Origin of the sequence: Rahnella sp. NRRL B-41462, from assembly GCF_003263525.1 — a bacterium.
GTDB classification, from domain to species: Bacteria; Pseudomonadota; Gammaproteobacteria; order Enterobacterales; family Enterobacteriaceae; genus Rahnella; species Rahnella aceris.
In genome coordinates, this window is sequence record NZ_JYDF01000055.1 from 16903 (window position 1) to 37793 (window position 20891).

Annotated in this window: 16 protein-coding genes, 2 pseudogenes and 1 other annotated feature; of the genes and pseudogenes, 6 read left to right on the forward strand and 12 right to left on the reverse strand. The window is 53.2% G+C overall.

The genetic code is table 11. The features are described 5' to 3' along the window. Positions 1–52: 52 nt before the first annotated feature. From acnA to topA, 3 genes are all read right to left on the reverse strand, one after another. Entirely contained in the window at positions 53–2725 is a 2673-nt protein-coding gene (gene acnA / locus UC14_RS14500; RefSeq protein ID WP_013575910.1) for an aconitate hydratase AcnA, read from the reverse strand. 190 nt (positions 2726–2915) lie between these two features. Next, entirely contained in the window at positions 2916–3890 is a 975-nt protein-coding gene (cysB, locus tag UC14_RS14505; RefSeq protein ID WP_013575911.1) for an HTH-type transcriptional regulator CysB, read from the reverse strand. 350 nt (positions 3891–4240) lie between these two features. After that, positions 4241–6838, reverse strand: a complete 2598-nt coding sequence (topA, locus tag UC14_RS14510) for a type I DNA topoisomerase (protein WP_013575912.1) — start codon at positions 6836–6838, stop codon at positions 4241–4243. 463 nt (positions 6839–7301) lie between these two features. Between topA and UC14_RS14515 the strand changes: the two genes are divergently transcribed. Then, the gene (locus tag UC14_RS14515; protein WP_013575913.1) at positions 7302–7553 is read left to right on the forward strand and encodes a YciN family protein; all 252 of its coding nucleotides are present in this window, start codon (positions 7302–7304) and stop codon (positions 7551–7553) included. A gap of 114 nt (positions 7554–7667) precedes the next feature. Here the strand turns inward: UC14_RS14515 and sohB are convergent, their stop codons facing one another. Further along, a complete protein-coding gene (gene sohB, locus UC14_RS14520; RefSeq protein ID WP_013575914.1) occupies positions 7668–8711 on the reverse strand; it encodes a protease SohB in 1044 nt (347 codons plus the stop codon). A gap of 167 nt (positions 8712–8878) precedes the next feature. Further along, entirely contained in the window at positions 8879–9043 is a 165-nt protein-coding gene (locus UC14_RS26735; protein WP_157962111.1) for a hypothetical protein, read from the reverse strand. Positions 9044–9071: 28 nt separating this feature from the next. Between UC14_RS26735 and UC14_RS14525 the strand changes: the two genes are divergently transcribed. Both UC14_RS14525 and cobO read left to right on the forward strand, forming a co-directional pair. Beyond that, positions 9072–9833: a YciK family oxidoreductase gene (locus UC14_RS14525; protein WP_112197963.1), complete on the forward strand. Its 762-nt coding sequence runs from the start codon at positions 9072–9074 to the stop codon at positions 9831–9833. A gap of 18 nt (positions 9834–9851) precedes the next feature. Next, positions 9852–10442: a cob(I)yrinic acid a,c-diamide adenosyltransferase gene (cobO, locus tag UC14_RS14530; protein WP_013575916.1), complete on the forward strand. Its 591-nt coding sequence runs from the start codon at positions 9852–9854 to the stop codon at positions 10440–10442. A 16-nt stretch (positions 10443–10458) separates the two neighbouring features. Here the strand turns inward: cobO and cobT are convergent, their stop codons facing one another. From cobT to UC14_RS14565, 7 genes are all read right to left on the reverse strand, one after another. Continuing rightward, positions 10459–11502 (reverse strand): nicotinate-nucleotide--dimethylbenzimidazole phosphoribosyltransferase, encoded by a 1044-nt coding sequence (gene cobT / locus UC14_RS14535; RefSeq protein WP_112197964.1) that lies wholly within the window; start codon positions 11500–11502, stop codon positions 10459–10461. 25 nt (positions 11503–11527) lie between these two features. Beyond that, a complete protein-coding gene (cobC, locus tag UC14_RS14540; protein WP_013575918.1) occupies positions 11528–12124 on the reverse strand; it encodes an alpha-ribazole phosphatase in 597 nt (198 codons plus the stop codon). A 16-nt stretch (positions 12125–12140) separates the two neighbouring features. Continuing rightward, positions 12141–12893: an adenosylcobinamide-GDP ribazoletransferase gene (gene cobS, locus UC14_RS14545; RefSeq protein WP_112152293.1), complete on the reverse strand. Its 753-nt coding sequence runs from the start codon at positions 12891–12893 to the stop codon at positions 12141–12143. Between the two features lie 25 nt (positions 12894–12918). Next, positions 12919–13473, reverse strand: a complete 555-nt coding sequence (gene cobU, locus UC14_RS14550; RefSeq protein WP_013575920.1) for a bifunctional adenosylcobinamide kinase/adenosylcobinamide-phosphate guanylyltransferase — start codon at positions 13471–13473, stop codon at positions 12919–12921. 148 nt (positions 13474–13621) lie between these two features. Then, positions 13622–14542: a 23S rRNA pseudouridine(2605) synthase RluB gene (rluB, locus tag UC14_RS14555; RefSeq protein WP_223509797.1), complete on the reverse strand. Its 921-nt coding sequence runs from the start codon at positions 14540–14542 to the stop codon at positions 13622–13624. A gap of 627 nt (positions 14543–15169) precedes the next feature. Next, the gene (locus UC14_RS14560) at positions 15170–15790 is read right to left on the reverse strand and encodes an L-threonylcarbamoyladenylate synthase (RefSeq protein ID WP_013575922.1); all 621 of its coding nucleotides are present in this window, start codon (positions 15788–15790) and stop codon (positions 15170–15172) included. Positions 15791–15824: 34 nt separating this feature from the next. Continuing rightward, the gene (locus UC14_RS14565; RefSeq protein ID WP_013575923.1) at positions 15825–16748 is read right to left on the reverse strand and encodes a PHP domain-containing protein; all 924 of its coding nucleotides are present in this window, start codon (positions 16746–16748) and stop codon (positions 15825–15827) included. Between the two features lie 330 nt (positions 16749–17078). Continuing rightward, positions 17079–17181 (forward strand) — a sequence feature (Trp leader region). 57 nt (positions 17182–17238) lie between these two features. Here UC14_RS14565 and UC14_RS14570 point away from each other — a divergent pair. From UC14_RS14570 to UC14_RS14585, 3 genes and pseudogenes are all read left to right on the forward strand, one after another. After that, positions 17239–18801 (forward strand): anthranilate synthase component 1, encoded by a 1563-nt coding sequence (locus UC14_RS14570; protein ID WP_112197966.1) that lies wholly within the window; start codon positions 17239–17241, stop codon positions 18799–18801. A 1-nt stretch (position 18802) separates the two neighbouring features. Further along, positions 18803–20405: pseudogene (trpD, locus tag UC14_RS27115) on the forward strand (bifunctional anthranilate synthase glutamate amidotransferase component TrpG/anthranilate phosphoribosyltransferase TrpD). 3 nt (positions 20406–20408) lie between these two features. Further along, positions 20409–20891: pseudogene (locus tag UC14_RS14585) on the forward strand (bifunctional indole-3-glycerol phosphate synthase/phosphoribosylanthranilate isomerase); the annotation flags it as partial.

The following is a 20891-nucleotide window of genomic DNA, read 5'->3' on the forward strand; positions in this document are numbered from 1 at the left end:
TATTAAGGGCACCTTAAGAAGGCGCCCTTTTTTATTGGCCGGAGAAGCGGTTTTACAGCATTTTGCGGATCACATAATGCAGAATGCCGCCGTTCTGGAAATAGGTCAGTTCGTTGCCGGTATCGATACGGCAATGTGCATCAATTGTTTCAGTATGACCATCAGCAAACGTGATATGCACTGCAACATCCTGCCCCGGCGTCAGGGTTTGTAACCCGCTGATGCTGATCTGTTCATCGCCCGTGAGTTTCAGCGTTTTGCGCGTCACACCCTGCGGGAACTCGAGCGGTAAAATCCCCATCCCGATCAGATTCGAGCGGTGAATACGTTCGAATGATTCTGCGATAACCACACGTACCCCAAGCAGACGTGGCCCTTTCGCCGCCCAGTCACGGCTTGAACCTGAACCGTATTCTTTACCGGCAATCACTGCGGTCGGCACACTTTCATGCTGATAGCGCATCGCCGCATCGTAAATCGCCAGTTGGTCCTGCGACGGAATATGACGCGTATATCCGCCCTCCACGCCCGGCACCATTTCATTTTTGATGCGAATATTGGCGAACGTCCCGCGCATCATCACTTCATGGTTACCGCGCCGCGAGCCGTAGGAGTTGAACGCTTTCGGCTCGACGCCGTGCTGGGTCAGATACAAACCAGCCGGACTTTCGGCCTTGATATTCCCGGCAGGTGAAATGTGGTCGGTGGTCACTGAATCCGCCAGAATCGCCAGAATTCGCGCATCTTTGATGTCTTCCAGCGCATCAGGTTCCGCCTTCATATCACTGAAGAACGGCGGGTGGCGGATATAGGTGGAGTCTTCCTGCCAGGTATAGGTCGGCGTGCCTTCGACCTGAATCGCCTGCCAGCTGGCATCGCCGTTAAACACCTCGGCGTACTCTTTATGGAACATTTCCGTGGTCACCTGCGCAACCGCATTAGCGATATCGTTAGCCGACGGCCAGATATCTCTCAGGTAAACCGGCTTGCCATCAGCACCTTCACCCAGAGGATCCGTCGTCAGATCGACGTTCATATTACCCGCCAGCGCATAGGCCACCACCAGCGGTGGTGAGGCTAGCCAGTTGGTTTTAATCAGCGGATGAATACGCCCTTCGAAGTTACGGTTGCCGGAAAGCACGGCCCCGACGGTTAAATCACCGGCCTTGATCGCCGACTCAATCGGTTCCGGCAACGGCCCGGAGTTACCGATACAGGTCGTACAGCCATAGCCCACCAGATTAAAGCCCAGCTTCTCCAGATGCGGCATGAGACCGGCGGCATTAAGATAATCGGTCACCACTTTGGAACCTGGTGCCAGTGAGGTTTTCACCCACGGCTTACTGGCCAGACCTTTTTCGGCGGCATTCTTCGCCAGCAGACCAGCGGCCATCAGCACGCTTGGGTTTGACGTGTTGGTACAAGAGGTGATTGCCGCAATCACTACCGCGCCGGTGGTCAGCGCATAATGCTGCCCTTCCAGCGTGAAACTTTCTTTATCGCTGCGCCCCGGCTTGCTGTTACCCAACTCCAGTTCAGTCGCCGCTTTGAACGCTTTCGGCACATCAGGCAACGCAACGCGATCCTGAGGACGTTTCGGCCCCGCGAGGCTCGGCTCAACGTCTCCCATGTCCAGCGCAAGCGTACTGGTGAAGACCGGCTCGTCACCGGCGTTACGCCATAAACCCTGGGCCTGCGAATAGGCTTTTACCAGATCGATTTGTTCGTCGCTGCGGCCACTGAGCTTCATGTAACTCAGTGTCACATCATCCACCGGGAAGAAGCCGCAGGTCGCGCCGAATTCCGGCGACATATTAGCGATGGTTGCGCGGTCAGCCAGCGGCAAATCGGCAAGGCCATCACCATAGAACTCGACAAATTTTCCTACCACGCCGTGTTTGCGCAGCATCTGGGTGACCGTTAACACCAGGTCCGTCGCGGTAATGCCTTCGCGTAATTTACCGGTCAGTTTGAAACCCACAACGTCCGGGATCAGCATGGAAACCGGCTGTCCGAGCATTGCGGCTTCGGCTTCGATACCGCCGCAACCCCACCCCAGAATCCCCAGACCGTTAATCATCGTGGTATGTGAATCCGTTCCGACCAGCGTGTCGGGATAGGCCATCGTTTTGCCATCCTGCTCTTCGTACCAGACGGTTTGTCCAAGATATTCCAGGTTGACCTGATGACAAATACCCGTGCCAGGCGGCACTACGCGGAAACGATTGAAGGCTTTTTGCCCCCAGCGCAGGAACTGATAGCGCTCGTTGTTACGCTCCATTTCGAGACGAACGTTCTCACCAAACGCCTCATCATCACCGAATTCATCCACTGTGACGGAGTGGTCGATGACCAGATCAACAGGCGACAACGGGTTTACCTGTTCGACATTCCCGCCGAGGCGTTTTACCGCCTGGCGCATCGCGGCCAGATCCACCACGGCAGGTACACCCGTAAAATCCTGCATCAGTACGCGCGCCGGACGATAAGCAATTTCGCGGTCGGCATGACCGGTTTTCTGCCATTCGACCAGTTCCTGTAGATCGCTTTCTGTGACAGTGTCACCATCAACGTGGCGCAGTAAGTTTTCGAGTAAAACTTTGAGGGATTTTGGCAGGCGCTGAACATCACCCAATGTTTTGGCAGCGAGTGGCAGGCTGTAGTAGTAAAATTCTTTCTCCCGGACTGCCAGCTTATCCAGACTGTTCTTGCGAATAGACGACATAGCTTCTCCTTTAGCGCTCAGCGTGGCCATGAGTAATAACCCGCTGGCTTATAAGTGCATAGTTAAAGATAACACAAATTATCGTTAACATTTTTATAACAGCTCAAACTGATCATCAGGCAAAAAAAATCCCGCCGCTTCGGTGAGGATGCGGCGGGATCTCAGGGAGATAAAAATAGAGGATGACGACTTATTTTGTCGGCAGCTTAATGTCTTTGAACATTTCTTCAATGTCTTCGTTGGAGCGCAGGGAAATAGCGGTATCAACCACATCACGTGTCAGGTGCGGCGCAAAGCGCTGGATAAAATCGTACATATAGCTGCGCAGGAATGTACTGCGACGGAAACCGATTTTGGTGGTGCTGTAGGTGAAAATATCACTCGCATCCACGGTCACCAGATCCGGATCCTGAACCGGATCCACTGCCATGCTGGCGATGACACCGACGCCCAGCCCCAGGCGGACATAGGTTTTGATGACGTCAGCATCGGTGGCGGTGAATACAATGCGTGGCGTCAGACCGGCGCGGTTAAACGCGGTATCCAGTTCTGAACGGCCAGTGAAGCCGAAGGTATAGGTCACAATCGGATAAGCTGCCAGTTCCTCAATGGTGACTTTCTCTTTACCTGCCAGCGGATGATCAGGCTGAACCACCACGGCACGGTTCCAGTGGTAGCAAGGCAGCATGATCAGATCGTCATACAGATGGAGCGCTTCGGTGGCGATAGCAAAATCCGCATTGCCCTTTGAAACTGCTTCAGCAATCTGCGTCGGCGACCCCTGATGCATATGCAATGAAACGCGCGGATAACGCTCGATAAAGCCTTTAATCACATTCGGTAAGGCATAACGCGCCTGCGTATGCGTCGTCGCGACATACAGCGAACCTTTGTCCGGATAGGTATGCTCACCAGCAACAGCTTTGATCGCATCCACTTTAGACAATACTTCACGGGCAATACGGATGATTTCCTGCCCTGCCGGCGTGACCTGTGTCAGATGTTTACCGCTGCGGGAAAAAATCTGGATCCCGAGTTCATCTTCCAGCATCCGCACTTGTTTGCTGATCCCAGGCTGCGACGTGTACAGGCCTTCTGCCGTCGAACTGACGTTCAGATTGTGATTAACAACCTCTACGATGTAGCGCAGTTGCTGCAATTTCATATCTCATACCACCCTGGTTTCAAACCCTGTCGCCATCCCTGTTCATCCGTTGGCTGAACAGTCTGGAAATGATTTTTTATCGACTACCGGAAGTCTGTGAACGCACCGTTTTTATGCCCCAGACGCATTAACTTATTACTTAAGTGCATAAGAATAAATTTTATATAACAATTATATCCATTATTAGCGTCATGTATACCCGAAGAACATAACGATAATCGAGGACTGTCGCAGACTGATAATAAAAACACGCATAACTCCGCGATGATAGATCTTAATGCAATAAAAAAACCAGTCCGGAAGACTGGTTTTTTACAACTGCTTAACAGCTTAAGGTATGACGGCGATAATTATTTTTTGCCTTCGACCCACTTACCGTCGACAAAGAAAGCGGTCCAGCCAGTGGCTTTGCCGTCTTTTTCTGAAGATACATACTGCTGCTTGGTTTTACGGCTGAAACGCACCATTGATTTATTGCCTTCCGGATCGGCCACCGGCGCATCGGCCAGATAGCTGAGTTTTTCCGGCAAGCGGTCTTTGAAGCGCTTCAGTTCCTCCACCAGCGGCGCACGGGTTTCGCGCGATTTAGGGAACGTGTTGGCAGCCAGGAATACCCCTGCCGCACCGTCACGCAGCACGAAATAGGCGTCTGATTTCTCACACGGCAATTCCGGTAGCGGAACCGGATCTTCTTTCGGCGGCGCAACGTCACCGTTTCGCAAAATCTTACGGGTGTTTTTGCATTCGTCGTTGGTACAGCCCATGTACTTACCGAAACGTCCCATTTTCAGGTGCATTTCAGAGCCACATTTTTCGCACTCAACAATCGGGCCGTCATAACCCTTGATGCGGAACTCACCCTCTTCGATTTCATAGCCATCACATTCCGGGTTGTTACCACAAACATGCAATTTGCGCTGATTATCGATGAGATAGCTGTCCATCGCCGTGCCGCATTTGACGCAACGACGCTTCGCACGCAGCGCGTTGGCTTCGGCTTCATCACCTTCCAGAATGTTCAGCACTTCGGCATCAGCAATCAGGTTGATGGTGGTTTTGCAGCGCTCTTTCGGCGGCAAGGCGTAGCCGGAACAACCGAGGAACACGCCAGTGCTGGCGGTACGGATCCCCATCGGACGTCCGCAGGTCGGGCATTCAATGCTGGTCAACACCATCTGATTCGGGCGCATACCGCCTTCTTCCGGGTCTTTCTCAGCAGTTTCCAGCTGCTTACTGAATTCAGTGAAGAATTCATCCAGAACGGCTTTCCATTCCGCCTTGTTATTGGCGACCTGATCCAGCCCGTCTTCCATACGTGCGGTGAAATCGTAGTTCATCAATTCACGGAAGTTATCTTCCAGACGATCGGTAACGATTTCCCCCATTTTTTCTGCGTAGAAGCGACGGTTTTCAACGTGAACGTAACCCCTGTCCTGAATGGTCGAAATGATCGACGCATAGGTAGACGGACGGCCAATGCCACGTTTTTCCAGTTCTTTAACCAGAGACGCTTCGCTGAAACGCGCAGGCGGCTTGGTGAAATGCTGGGTGGGCAGCAGTTGTTGCAGCTCCAGATCCGTACCCACTTCGATCGCCGGCAAGGTTCTGTCTTCGTCGCCTTTACGCAACGCCGGCATGACTTTGGTCCAGCCATCAAAACGCAGCGTACGACCTTTGGCGCGCAGAGAGTAATCGCCCGCTTTCACCGTCAGCGTAGTGGAGTCGTACTGAGCCGGTGTCATCTGACAGGCCACAAACTGACGCCAGATTAGCTGATACAGACGTTGAGCATCCGCTTCCATATCTTTCAGTTGTTCTGAAATCACGGCCACGTCAGAAGGACGAATCGCTTCGTGCGCTTCCTGAGAATTCTCTTTATTGCTGTATTGCAGCGGCGCTTTCGGCAGGTATTTATCACCAAAATTCTCGCCAATATAGCCGCGCACCATTTCCACGGCGTCCTGACTCAGGTTAGTGGAGTCCGTACGCATATAGGTAATGTGACCGGCTTCGTAAAGACGCTGGGCCATCATCATGGTTTTCTTCACACCGAAGCTCAGACGCGTACTGGCCGCCTGTTGCAGTGTGGAAGTAATGAAAGGCGCACCCGGCTTGCTGCTGGTCGGTTTGTCTTCACGATCCACCACGGTGTAACGCGCTTTTTCAAGCAGCGAAACGGCCGCGTGAGTTTGTTCTTTATTGACCGGTTTGAACGGTTTTTCGAGATGATGCGTGACTTCCATTTGCAGCGCGGTTTCTTTCTTCGCCAGCAAATCCGCATGCAATTCCCAGTATTCTTCCGGCACGAACGCTTTGATTTCTTTCTCACGCTCGACGACCAGACGCACCGCAACGGACTGAACACGACCTGCGGATAAACCACGGGCAATTTTCTTCCACAGCAGCGGAGAAACCATGTAACCCACCACGCGGTCCATGAAACGACGCGCCTGCTGAGCATTCACACGATCAATATTCAGTTCGCCCGGTTCTTTAAAGGCGTTTTGAATCGCGTTCTTGGTAATTTCGTTAAAAACGACACGGCTGAAACGTTTGTCATCACCACCAATCACTTCCCGCAAATGCCAGGCAATCGCCTCTCCTTCGCGGTCAAGGTCGGTTGCGAGATAGATGTGGTCAGCTTTTTCCGCTAACGCTTTTAACTCAGCAACAACTTTTTCTTTACCCGGAAGTATTTCGTATTGTGCTTCCCAACCGTGATACGGATCGACGCCCATGCGATTAACCAGCGCGGTTTTCTCATCCTTTTTTACTTTTTTCTTTGTTTTTTCTTCGGTTGAGTCGGCGGTCTTTTTAGCAGCGGATCCACTGGTCGGTAAATCACGGATATGACCAACGCTGGACTTAACAACGTAGTCATTTCCTAAATATTTATTAATCGTTTTGGCTTTTGCCGGGGACTCAACTATTACGAGAGCTTTGCCCATAATTACCTTTACCTGAATGATTCTTCATCATCTGAAGAAGATTTTGTCTAGTTATGCCGCGGCACAATATCACGTCTTTTTTTATATTGCGGCAGTGAGTCAGAACGTCAACTGATTTCTTTAAAAGAAGGAGCGAACTGACTTCCAGAGGTTCAAAACACTGATTCTGCGAGGGATTAACCAGACAGGGCTCAGCAGAATGCGCCCATTTTTAAGTCAAATAATGACCAAGCGTAAACAAAACATTCCACCTGAAGCCACAAAATCCCACACTCTACCTGATAAAAATCGTCACGCAAACTAATTAACACGGAAAGGCCCTTTTCGCCAATACGCGCCCGTTTTTTATAAAGGCGCTCAAATTATAACCAGAGCGATTAAGCAGATTACCCCCAGCAGATTTGCGGTTTTATCAGCGTCAGGATTACAATAACGTCAGCAATTATAGTGGGGAGTAAATATCATGCACGAAAATACATCGGCAATTAGTCGCGAAGCTTTACTGGTCGAAGCGAATAAGGTTATCCGTGAGCACGAAGATTACATGCATGGAATGCTGGCGACAGAGGTTGAGCAGAAAGGCAATGTGCTGGTTTTCCGCGGGGAGTTTTTCATGGATGAAGACGGTTTACCGACCAGAAAAACCACTGCGGTATTTAATATGTTTAAACACCTGGCTCATCTTTTTTCAGAAAAATACCATCTCGAAGATTGAGATAAAACAATCGCTAATAAAGGTATACACAACCGGTAAACGGCGGGGCTTAATCCGCAGGATTAAAAAGGGACATTCGTCCCTTTTTATTGTATGCCTTGCGAAAAAAATAGATTACAGCAGCGGTTTCTGACTGCGTTGTAACCAGCGCAGGAACAGGCGATCAGCACTCTCTGCCGCGCTGCCGGTGAAACGGTCCATCATGCGTTTACGACGGCTGTAACGCACCGCAATCACTTCATGATTTTTCATTTCTGCAATCAGTAAATCATCACTGGTACCAATAGCATCAATCAGGCCATTTTCACGCGCCTGGGTACCAAACCAGTGCTCACCGGTGGCTACCGCATCAATGTCCAGCGACGGCCGGTTCTGATGAACAAACTCTTTAAACAGCACATGCGTTTCATTCAGATCTTCACGGAACTTTTCACGACCTTCTTCGGTATTTTCACCCAGCAACGTCAGGGTACGTTTAAACTCGCCCGCCGTGTGCAACTCAATATCAATGTCATTTCGTTTGAGCAAACGGTTAAAGTTTGGGATCTGCGCCACCACGCCGATCGAACCGATGATGGCAAACGGCGCGGCGACAATCCTGTCCGCCACACAGGCCATCATGTAACCGCCACTGGCTGCGACTTTATCTACCGCAACCGTCAGACGAATACCACTCTGACGCAGACGCACAAGTTGTGATGCCGCCAGGCCGTAACCGTGCACCACACCGCCCGGGCTTTCGAGGCGCAACAACACTTCGTCTTCCGGGGTTGCAACGGCCAGCACCGCCGAGATTTCTTCCCGCAGTGAGGTGACTTCGTGTGCATCCATACTGCCTTTGAAATCGAGTACATACAGGCAAGGTTTGCTTTTCGAACTGCCGGTTTTGGCTTGCAGTTTTTTCTGTTTTGCTTCCGCTTTATCCTTTTTCTTCAGTTCCTTGCTGCGAATTTTAAGTTCGGCAGGGTTCATGCGCGCACTGCGCATTTCACGTTGCATTTCGCGATACTGTTCACCTAAATCGACCAGGTGTAACTCACCTTTGCCGTGAGATTTACGCTGACGGAGGCCGACAAACAACACGACCAGCGCCCCGATGGCGATCACAACGGTCACGACTTTGGCCAAAAATAGCCCATAAAGAGAAAGTAAATCCACACATACCGCCTTTTCAACGTGGTAATAAAACCGTGGTAAGAAAGATGTTAAACATTCTAAACAATCGCCGCACTGACGTCTTGTTCGAAGATGACATCATGACTCAGACGTAAAACAGAGTGCGTCTGTGTTCCAATTTTGTTACAAAAGAGCTGCCCGCTTTTCGGTTAATCATTGAAACTCATGCCCATTTGAGGCATATAAGCGGTGATTGCACCCGAAAAAGCTAAAATTTTCACCAAAATGCCGGACTCTGGTTGAGCGCAATATCTCCCGTTTCCGCCATTTTTGATATGAAGAGCGCCTGATGTGATGACGTCATTTACCGCCACATCGCCGCCCCCCTTAAGAGGACTGACCGTGCATTATCATCCTAAATCCGATTTGCTCAATAACCGTATCATTCTGGTCACTGGCGCCGGCGACGGCATCGGCCGTGAAGCCGCACTGACGTATGCCCGTTTCGGCGCGCAGGTGATTTTACTGGGCCGTACTGAGAGTAAACTGGCCAGTGTGCAGCAGGAAATTGCCGCACGTAATCTGCGACCGGCTTTCATTTATGCACTGGATTTACAAACCGCCAGTCAGCAGGATTGCCAGCGCGTCGCAGATCAAATCACTGCATGGGTGCCGCATCTGGACGGCGTTTTGCACAACGCCGGATTGCTGACTGACATCACGCCAATGGCTGAGATTAAGTTGCAGGACTGGATGAACGTCATGCAGGTCAATGTGAACGCCACGTTTATGCTGACTCAGTCGTTACTGCCGCTGATGCTGAAATCCGCCAGTTCTTCGCTGGTGTTCACCACGTCCAGCGTCGGACGCGAAGGCCGCAGCGGCTGGGGTGCTTACGCCGTGTCAAAATTCGCCACCGAAGGTATGATGCAGGTGCTGGCCGAAGAACATAAGCATACCGGCCTGCGCGTCAACTGCATCAATCCTGGCGGCACACGCACCAGCATGCGCGCCTCCGCGTTCCCCGATGAAAACAAAGATAAACTCAAGACACCGGCTGATATTATGCCGCTGTATCTGTATCTGATGGGCGATGACAGCCGCCGTAAAACAGGTATCAGTTTTGATGCCCAGCCAGGGCGCAAAGCCGGTCCGGCAGAATAAATAATCACGGAGTCTCTGATGACTGAAGATCGCCATAAACAGCGCCAGCAAAAGCTGAAAGAACAGGTTGATGCGCGCATTGACGCCGCCAAAGAACAGCGCGGAATACTGATTGTATTTACCGGTAACGGTAAGGGCAAAACCACGGCGGCATTTGGCACGGTGACCCGCGCTGTCGGCCATGGCATGCGCGCGGCAGTGATCCAGTTTATTAAAGGTGAATGGCCTAACGGCGAGAAAAATCTGCTCGAGCCTCATGGCGTGGAATTTCAGGTGATGGCGACCGGTTTTACCTGGGAAACGCAGAATAAAGAAACGGATACCGAAGCCTGCCAGGCTGTCTGGCAGCACGGTAAACGGATGCTGGCTGATGCATCATTAGATCTCGTGGTGCTTGATGAACTGACGTATATGGTCAGTTTTGGCTATCTGGATTTGCAGGACGTGGTGGATGCGCTGAAAGCCCGTCCCGCGCACCAGACCGTGATTATCACCGGGCGCGGCTGCCATCGTGATCTGCTGGAAATGGCCGATACCGTCAGCGAACTCCGTCCGGTGAAACATGCGTTTGACGCCGGAATTATGGCGCAGCAGGGCATTGACTGGTAACGCCCTGCTTTAACTTTTAAAGCGCTATCTGACACTCCGCCAGCGTCGCCATTTCGTTATGGACAGCACAGGCAGCATCAATCAGCGGTAACGCCAGCACCGCGCCGCTGCCCTCGCCCAGTCGTAAATTCAGATCGAAATACGGTTGCAGGCCCAGCGCTTCAAGCGCCAGCGTTGCGCCCTGCTCTGCTGAAATATGCGAAGGGATAAGATAGGGTTTCAGCGCAGGTGCTAACTGACACGCTGCCAGCGCCGACGCGTAAGAAAGGAAGCCATCCAGCACCAGCGGAATACCCGCCGCCGCCGCGCCAATCATCGCACCCGCCATGGCTACCAGTTCGAATCCCCCGACTTTCGCCATCACATCCAGTGCATCTGACGGATCCGGCTGATTTACCGCAATGGCTTTTTCGACCACGCTGATTTTATGCGCCAGTCTGTCCGGCGGAAGATTCGCACCCAGCCCGACGGTTTGCGCTGGCGCAGCGCCGGTCAGCACCGCCACCATCGCCGCCGCTGGCGTGGTGTTTGCCATCCCGAGCTCACCGACAGCCAGCAGGGATAAACCGTTTTCAGCTTTCGCGATCACCCGTTCCGCACACCAGATCAGTAAAGATTCCGCCTGTTCGCGCGTCATCGCCGGGCCGGTGGCAATATTGCCGGTTCCCTGCGCAACTTTGTGATTCAGCGTGCCGGGAATATCCGCCCCAATGATTCCGCAGTCAATCAGCGTCACCTGCGCCCCGGCCACCCGAGCCAGCACAGAAACCCCGGCTTTGCCCTGCACGATGTTCACCGCCTGAATCGCCGTTACCTCCTGCGGGGAGGGTGTGACGCCTTCCTGCCACACGCCATGATCGGCCGCCATCACCAGCACTTCTTTGCTCGGAAAATGCAAAGGCTGATCACCCCGGATGGATGACAGCTGAATCGCCAGTTGTTCCAGGCGGCCAAGACTGCCTAAAGGTTTTACCAGACTGTCGAGCCGCGCAGCAGCCGTTTGTGCGGCCTGTGCATCGGGTTCAGCAATCTGACGGATAATATTGGCCAGAGAAGCCATCGGGTTGTCCTTACCAGTTTAAAAGTTAAATACCGCTGTCATTAAAACGCTGAATGACACAAGCGCCGGGGCTGAGATCAATTTCACACAGGCAGCCTTGCTTAAATGGAAAACGCCACATGTCAGCCGGTGCCAGTTTCAGCATCATCGCCAGCAGCAGGCTGAGTGAACCCTGATGCGCGACTATTGCCAGCCTGCTTTCCTGCGGACGCAAATGCAACTGCTGCAACGCCTGCCGGATACGCTGAGTGAAATCTGTAAATGACTCACCTTGCGGTACGTCGGCCTTTTGCCAGTCCTGACACCAGGCCTGATAGCCTTCTGCCTGCGAGGCTTCGAGTTCTTTGTGATGGCGCATTTCCCACTCGCCAAACCCCATTTCCTGCAACAGCGGCTGAGTTTCCATTGCCAGTTCGCGCCCGTAAGCAATAATGCCCGCCGTATCGCGGCTGCGGCGCATATCCGTGTGAATCAGTGCATCAAGCGAGGTAGAAGCCAGCTGACGCGCCACATGCTGCGCCTGTCGCTCACCCTCGGCGGTCAGCGCAATGTCGCTGCTGCCGCAAAAAACGCCGTTAACGTTAGCCTGAGTTTGTCCGTGCCGTATCAGATACAGTTTCATAATTTTGTCCCTTGTCTCAGTGCCATAACAGGAAAAACAGAAAGACCAGTTCACTCAATTCACATGCCGCGCCCAGCGTATCGCCGGTCTGGCCGCCAATGCGCGTGGCGACAAAACGCCGGAAACCGAGAACAAACAGCAACGTCACCAGTAATGCAAACAGGGAGAATAACCCGCCGATGAGCAGCACCAGCGTTGCCATCAACAGTAATGTGATACCAAAGCGCCCTTCGCTGATCTTACCAATAAACAAATTGCCCATTCCTGACTCGCGGGCATAAGCCTGACGGTACATCATCACCGCCATCATGCTCCGCCCGACAACCGGCGTGACGATAAGAAACGCCAGCACCGGCAATCCGTCGGCGTTCATCTGATAAACCAGTGCGGTTCGTAACAGAACAGCCACAATCAGCGCCAGCGCGCCGTTGGTGCCGATCCGGCTGTCGCGCATAATCTCGAGAATACGCTCCCGGCTGCGCACCGAAAATAAACCGTCGCAACTGTCGGCCAGCCCGTCGAGATGTAAACCGCCGGTCAGCATAATATGTGCAATGACAACCGCAATCGCCGCCGGAAGCACACCGATATGCGGCATTAAAATCTGCCACACCAGCGCGGACAGTAAACCGATAACCAGCCCGACCAGCGGAAAACAGACAATACCGCGTGCATACTCTTTCAGTTCAATGCCATCGCACCAGCGATCCCTGACCGGGATGCGGGTGAGAAACTGCAATGTCGCGAGAAACAGCCGCCATAAAGCCATAATAAACACCCTGTTCTGAGTCGTTTTATTCCGATGTTTTCACCGGTACCGGAATGCCGGATACGATCAGGTAGACATCATCCGCCGCGGCAGCCAGTTGCTGATTCACCCGCCCCGCAATATCACGAAAACGCCGCGCCAGCAGGTTATCCGGCACAATGCCCATCCCCACTTCATTAGTGACAATAATCACTTCAGATTCAGGATGTTGCGCAGCTTCCATCAGTTTCGTGGTTTGCGCAAAAATATGCTGTTCTATTGCGTCAAAATCCATGTGTTCCGGCGGTGTTTCACCGGCCAGATCAAACAGAAGATTGGTAATCAACGTCGTGATGCACTCGATAATAATGGTCGGAAACTGCGCCTGATGCGCGAGTACGACATCCCCCAGATCACGATAGCTTTCAAACGTATGCCAGTGAGCCGGACGTTGTTGCTGGTGATAACGGATGCGATCCGCCATTTCGGCATCAGTAACGACCGAGGTGGCGATATACAACACTTCGCCGCCACGTTTCTCTGCTATCTGCTCAGCAAAATGGCTTTTACCACTGCGGGCACCTCCGGTGATTAGCATCATAATCAGCTCCTTGCGTTGTATTACTGAAGAGTATTCATGAACAGGGTGGATGCAGAATAATGTTATGCCCTGAATTTTGAGCAAAAAAAAACCGCAGTCACTGACTGCGGTTTATGAGCATAGACGCAAGTGCCTCGCTTGTCAGCGATTAACCCCGTTTTGCCGGGCCGGTAGTGCGGCGCGTCGGTGCAACCTGAGTATGGCGCTTCACAGCACGACGGATCTGGTTGGCTTTTACGCGACGACGATCACGCTCAACCGGCAGTTTGCTGACCGTTTCTTCCGTCATGTCGACCAGTGTGCGCAGATAGTTGATGTCTGGCAGATCCAGCTCTTTATAGCCACCGCGAGGCAGGCCTTTAGGCAGATTCAGATCACCGTAACGCACGCGGATCAGACGGCTTACCTGTACGCCAACAGCTTCCCACAGACGACGAACCTCGCGGTTACGTCCTTCTGTCAGGGTCACGTTGTACCACTGGTTCAAACCTTCACCGCCCTGGAATTTGATCGAGCGGAACGCCGCGGGACCGTCTTCCAGCTGCACGCCACGGCTCAGTTGTTTGATTTTTTCATCATCAACCTGACCGAAAACACGTACGGCATATTCACGCTCAACTTCACGACTCGGGTGCATCAGGCGATTAGCCAGTTCACCGTCGGTGGTGAATAACAGCAGGCCTGACGTGTTAACGTCCAGACGACCTACGGCGATCCAGCGGGAACCGCGCATTTTTGGCAGACGGTCAAAGACGGTCGGACGGCCTTCCGGATCATTGCGTGTACACAACTCGCCTTCAGGCTTGTAGTACGCCAGTACGCGGCAAACGGTGTCCTGAGATTCCATCACTGACAGAACGTGTCCATCAAGACGAATTTTGGTACCGCCGGTGACTTCCACGCGGTCGCCCAGCGTAGAAATTTTACCGTCAACGCTGACGCGGCCAGCCTGGATCATCGCTTCAACTTCACGACGTGAACCATGACCTGCGCGGGCGAGGACTTTTTGCAGTTTTTCGCTTTGACCTTCGGTGCTGTCCAGTGCGTTCTTCGGCTTCTGGTATTTCACTTCTTCTTCGTCACCGTTTTCATCAAACAGTGCTTCAGCTTTAGGTTTGGTTCCGCGAGGTTTCAACGTACGTGGCTTTTCACCGCGTGCATGTTCCGGACGACCCGGTTTGCCGCTGCGTGCTTTTTCTATACGTGAATTGTCGATACGGGATTCAGAACGCGAATCGCTGCGGCCTGCGTCAGAACGTGGTTTGTCTGAACGCGGTTTGTCGCTGCGCGGTTTGTCGCTGCGCGGTTTGTCGCTGCGCGGTTTGTCGCTGCGCGGTTTGTCAGTACGTGGCTTTTCGCCGCGCTTTTCAGCCCGCGACGGTTCCGGACGGCTTTTTGCTGCGCCGGAATTCCTGCCACTTTTTGGCTTGTCACCAGATGGACGTGATGCTTTGGATTTGTCGCTGGTGTGCTTCTGGGAATTATACTTCTCGCTCATTGAGCAGCCTCATTTGTCGCCTTCACAGGCGTCGGGGGGAGCCGGCAGCATGACCTGATTTGTCATCTGCCCGCAAAAATTCAGTTATTGCGTATCATTACAATGACTTAGAAAAAAGTCAGCCTGCCATTATACACATTTATATGCAATTTGTATCCTGCAAAAAACGTTGCAGTCCGGTTATTTTTCAAACAAGCCTCAGAGGAACGGTGTCGGATCGCCCGCGCCTTCACGCACCACTTCGGGCGCAGCCTCTGTCAGATCAACCACCGTGGTAGGCTGCTGACCAATAGACCCGCCGTCAATCACCAGATCCACCACCTTGCCCAAATGATCTTTGATATCTTCCGGATCGGATTCTGCAAAGTCATTGCCCGGCAGCATCAGCGTGGTCGACATCAGCGGCTCGCCCAGCGCCTCCAGCAAGGCAATCGCAATCGGATTGGACGGCACGCGCAGGCCGATCGTTTTACGTTTCTCGCTCATCAGACGGCGCGGCACTTCTTTGGTCGCTTTCAGGATGAACGTGTAATTGCCCGGCGTGTTGTTTTTCATCAGGCGGAAAGCCGCGTTATCCACATAGGCGTAAGTCGACAGCTCAGACAAATCACGGCACACCAGGGTGAAGTTATGGTTGCTGTCCAGCTGACGAATCCGGCAAATACGCTCCATGGCGTTTTTCTCTTCCAGACGGCAACCCAGTGCATAACCGGAATCTGTCGGATACACGATAACCTGGCCTTTGCGCAGCAATTCTACGGCCTGATTAATCAGGCGGGGCTGCGGGTTTTCCGGATGAATATAAAAATATTGACTCATTTTTCCCTCTTAATTCTTCTTCTGCGGTCGGGCTTCAGACCGGTTCAATTTCAGGCTGTTTCCCGGCGACCGGCCAGTGTTGCCATACCGGTTCTACGCCTGCGGGAAGCCAAAGTTTGCGCCCCAGCTCAATCCACGAACAAGGCTGATGGAAATCAGATCCCTGTGAGGCGAGCAACTGATAATCACGGGCGTAAGCCGCCAGTTGTGCACGCTCATTGGGTGCCTGCTGACATTGCGCGACTTCCATCGCGTCGCCACCCTGTTCAGCAAAGAACGCCAGTAAGCGTTTCAGCCATTTTGTGGACAGTTCATAACGTCCCGGATGGGCGACAACCGCCTGTCCGCCAGACTGATGAATTGCATCAATCGCTTGTTCTATTGTACACCACTGTGGCGGAACGTAGCCGGTCTTGCCCTTGGCGAGGTATTTTTTGAATACCTGCGCAATGTTGTCAGCCGCGCCGAATTCCACCAGATAACGGGCAAAATGTGCACGGGTGACGGCTCCGCCATCGGCCAGACGTAACGCACCTTCCCACGCGCCTTCGATGCGCGCTTTCGCCAGACGACGGCCCATTTCCTGCGCACGCTGCTGACGCAAATCGGCCTGCACTTTCAGTAATTCCACCATCGCCGGATGCCCCGGGTCGATACCCAGCCCGACAATATGGATCTCATGATTTTCCCACAGCGTAGAAATCTCGACACCGTTTACCAGTTGCAGTGGCAGCTGATTGTCAGCAATCGCCCGCGCCGCCCGCGCCAGCCCTTCCGTGCTGTCGTGATCGGTGATCGCCAGTACGCCGACACGCATTTCTACTGCACGCGCCACCAGCGCTTCCGGTGTTAAATAGCCGTCAGATGCCGTGGTATGGCTGTGGAGATCGTAAAGGGTAAATGCGTTGCGGGTTATCTGGTCGTCTGCTGAAGGCGAAGTGTTTGTTGGTAAAGTCATCGTCACGTGGGGAATTAACCTGTTTCTGAATGCAGCACATATCATAACGCGTTAGTGCGTTGCACGTTAGGGATGATTTCACCCGTCCGTTACGCACTGTTACAGTGCTATAACAACACTGTTTGCACAACGTCGCCGCACCAAAGGGGGAAATTGCGCTAAAAGAGGGTTGACTTTACATCTCTGAACTAGTTTACTAGTACGCAAGTTCACGGAATAGCTCAGCAATGAACACCGTGACAAACCGATTCAGAAAGCTTACGTTTTAAAAACGATAGCTTCATAAACAAACAAGAGTGTCTGATGATGAAAACTTACATGATGGCGGTTCTCAGCTGGTGGCGTACTTCCCCTTGTCGGGCGGAGTAATCACGCATAGCTGTCATCAGACGCTGCAAGATTTCCGAAGCCCGCATAATGCGGGCTTTTTTGTGGCCGTCTAATTTGAAATCCGTTTAATACAAACGTTGAGAAAATTTCAGGAAGCAAAATGACTATTCAGAAACCACGTTTAGAATTGCTGACCGCAGAAGGATGTTACCGCGGCGACCCGACGGCCATTTTCCATCAGTTGTGCGGCGCCCGGCCGGCGACCCTGCTGCTGGAGTCCTCCGAAGTGACCAGCAAAGAAAACCTGAAGAGCCTGTTGATTGTCGACAGCGCCCTGCGCATCACGGCGCTGGGTTCCCGGGTTTCGATTCAGGCACTCACGCCAAACGGCGCGTCATTACTCTCACTGATTGACGCCGCGTTACCGGCTGAAATGCGTAACGACGTGCGTCCGAATGGCCGCGAGCTGAGTTTCCCGTCCATCGACCAGATGCAGGATGAAGACGCCCGCCTGCGTTCGCGCTCCGTGTTTGATGCGTTACGCAGCATCCTGACCTCAGTTGAAGCGCCTGCCGATGAGCGCGAAGCGATGTTCCTCGGCGGTCTGTTTGCCTACGATCTGGTCGCCGGTTTTGAAGATTTACCGGCATTAGAGTCTGACCAGCGTTGCCCGGATTTCTGCTTCTATCTGGCAGAAACTCTGCTGGTACTCGACCATCAGAACCGTTCATGTCGTTTGCAGGCCAGCCTGTTTACGCCGTCGCCGGAAGAGAAACAGCGTCTGCAAGCCCGCCTTGAACAACTGCAGCACCAGTTACAGCTACCGCCGCACGCCATTCCGCACCAGAGCGTGCCGGAAATGCAACTGAGCGTAAATCAGAGCGATGAAGAGTTTGGTGCCGTGGTAGAGAAGATGAAAGTGGCGATCCGCGCCGGTGAAATTTTCCAGGTGGTGCCTTCACGCCGTTTCTCATTGCCGTGCCCTGCTCCGCTGGCCGCTTACGAAACGCTGAAAAACAACAACCCGAGCCCGTATATGTTCTTCATGCAGGATAACGATTTCACGTTGTTCGGCGCGTCGCCGGAAAGTGCGCTGAAATACGACGCGACAAACCGTCAGATTGAAATCTATCCGATTGCCGGTACACGCCCTCGTGGTCGCCGCGCTGACGGTTCACTGGATTTGGATCTCGACAGCCGCATCGAACTGGAAATGCGGACTGACCATAAAGAGCTGGCCGAACATCTGATGCTGGTGGATTTGGCGCGTAACGATCTGGCACGGATCTGCGAACCGGGCAGCCGTTACGTCGCCGACCTGACCAAAGTTGACCGCTATTCCTTCGTGATGCATCTGGTGTCCCGCGTGGTTGGCACGCTGCGTCATGACCTCGACGTACTGCACGCTTATCAGGCCGTGATGAACATGGGCACACTGACCGGCGCACCGAAAGTGCGCGCCATGCAGCTGATTTCTGCCTCCGAGCAAACCCGTCGCGGAAGCTACGGCGGCGCAGTGGGTTACTTCACCGCTCACGGTGATTTAGATACCTGCATCGTGATCCGCTCCGCCTATGTCGAAGACGGCATCGCCACCGTACAGGCTGGCGGCGGTGTGGTGCTCGATTCCGTTCCGCAAGCCGAAGCCGACGAAACCCGTAATAAAGCCCGTGCAGTGCTGCGTGCCATCGCCACCGCCCATAATGCGAAAGAGGTATTTTAAGATGGCCGATATCTTACTCATCGATAACGTCGATTCCTTTACATACAACCTCGTCGATCAGTTGCGCTCGAGCGGACATAACGTGGTGATTTATCGCAATCAGATCCCGGCTGACGTCATTATTGAAAAACTCAGCCAGCTGGAAAAACCGGTGCTGGTGCTTTCTCCGGGACCGGGTACGCCGTCCGAAGCCGGTTGCATGCCTGAGCTGCTCAAACGTCTGCGCGGTCAGTTGCCGATTATCGGTATCTGTCTCGGTCATCAGGCAATTGTGGAAACCTACGGCGGTTTCGTCGGCCAGGCCGGTGAAATCCTGCACGGCAAAGCCTCTTCTATTACGCATGACAACGAAGCGATGTTCGCCGGTATGAACAATCCACTGCCGGTGGCGCGTTATCACTCGCTGGTCGGCAGCCAGATCCCTGAGGGACTGACCGTCAACGCCCGCTACGGCGATATGGTGATGGCAGTACGTCACGAAGAAGATCGCGTCTGCGGTTTCCAGTTCCATCCGGAATCCATTTTAACTTCACAGGGCGCCGTCTGCTTGAGCAGACACTGGCCTGGGCTTTGGCGTAAGGAGAACTGTCATGCAAACGCAAACTATTCCCGGCATTCTCGACAATCTGTTCCGCGCTCAGACAATGACGCAGGAAGAAAGCCAGCAGCTATTTACCGCCATCGTGAATGGCGAACTGGAACCGGCGCAACTGGCCGGTGCATTAATCAGCATGAAAGTGCGCGGTGAGCAACCGGCTGAAATCGCCGGCGCCGCCAAAGCATTGCTGGCACACGCCGAGCCGTTCCCGCGTCCTGACTATCCGTTTGCGGACATTGTCGGCACCGGCGGCGACGGCACCAACAGCATCAATATTTCCACCGCCAGCGCCTTTGTAGCGGCAGCGTGTGGGGCACGGGTGGCAAAACACGGCAACCGCAGCGTGTCCAGCCGTTCGGGCTCATCGGATTTACTGGCTGCTTTTGGCATCCGTCTGGATATGCCTGCGGAAGAATCCCGGGCCGCGCTGGATGATCTGGGTGTGTGTTTCCTGTTCGCGCCGCAATACCACACCGGTTTCCGCCATGCGATGCCGGTGCGTAAATCGCTGAAAACCCGCACGCTGTTTAACGTGCTCGGGCCGCTGATCAACCCGGCACGTCCGCCGCTGGCACTGATTGGCGTGTACAGCCCCGAACTGGTGCAGCCGATTGCAGAAACATTGCGGGCACTGGGTTATGAGCGTGCTGCGGTGGTTCACGGCGGCGGCATGGATGAAGTGGCGATCCACGCGGCAACGCAGGTTGCGGAGCTGAAAGACGGTCAAATAACCAGTTATGAACTGACGCCACAGGACTTCGGTATGGATAATTATCCGATAGAATCCCTGCTGGGTGGCGAGCCGGAAGAAAACCGTGACATTCTGGCACGCTTATTACAAGGTAAAGGAGATCCGGCCCATGAAGCCGCGGTGGCCGTTAATGTAGCGATGTTACTGCGTCTGTTCGGTCAGGAAGATTTAAAGCAAAATGCACAACAGGCTTTGGACGTCATGCGCAGCGGTGAACCCTACCAGCGCGTGGTGGCATTGGCAGCAAGAGGATAAGTGATGCAGCAGGAAACCGTGCTCCACAAAATTGTTCGCGATAAAGAAATTTGGGTCGCGGCACGTAAAGATCAGCAACCGCTGGCCAGCTTTCAGAACGACATAACTCAGAGCCAGCGCAGTTTCTACCATGCCCTGCAAGGGGCAAGAACCGCCTTTATTCTGGAGTGCAAACAAGCGTCTCCGTCGAAAGGCAAGATCCGCGATAACTTTGATCCGGTAGAAATCGCCAGCGTTTATAAAGACTACGCTTCCGCCATCTCCGTATTAACGGACGAAAAATACTTCCAGGGCAGTTTTGATTTTCTGCCGCTGGTGAGCAAAACCGTCACACAGCCTGTGCTGTGCAAAGATTTTATTATCGACCCGTATCAGATCCATCTGGCCCGTTTCTATCAGGCTGATGCGATTTTGCTGATGCTGTCAGTGCTCGATGACGATCAGTACGTTCAGCTCGCCGCGGTTGCTCACAGCCTTAACATGGGC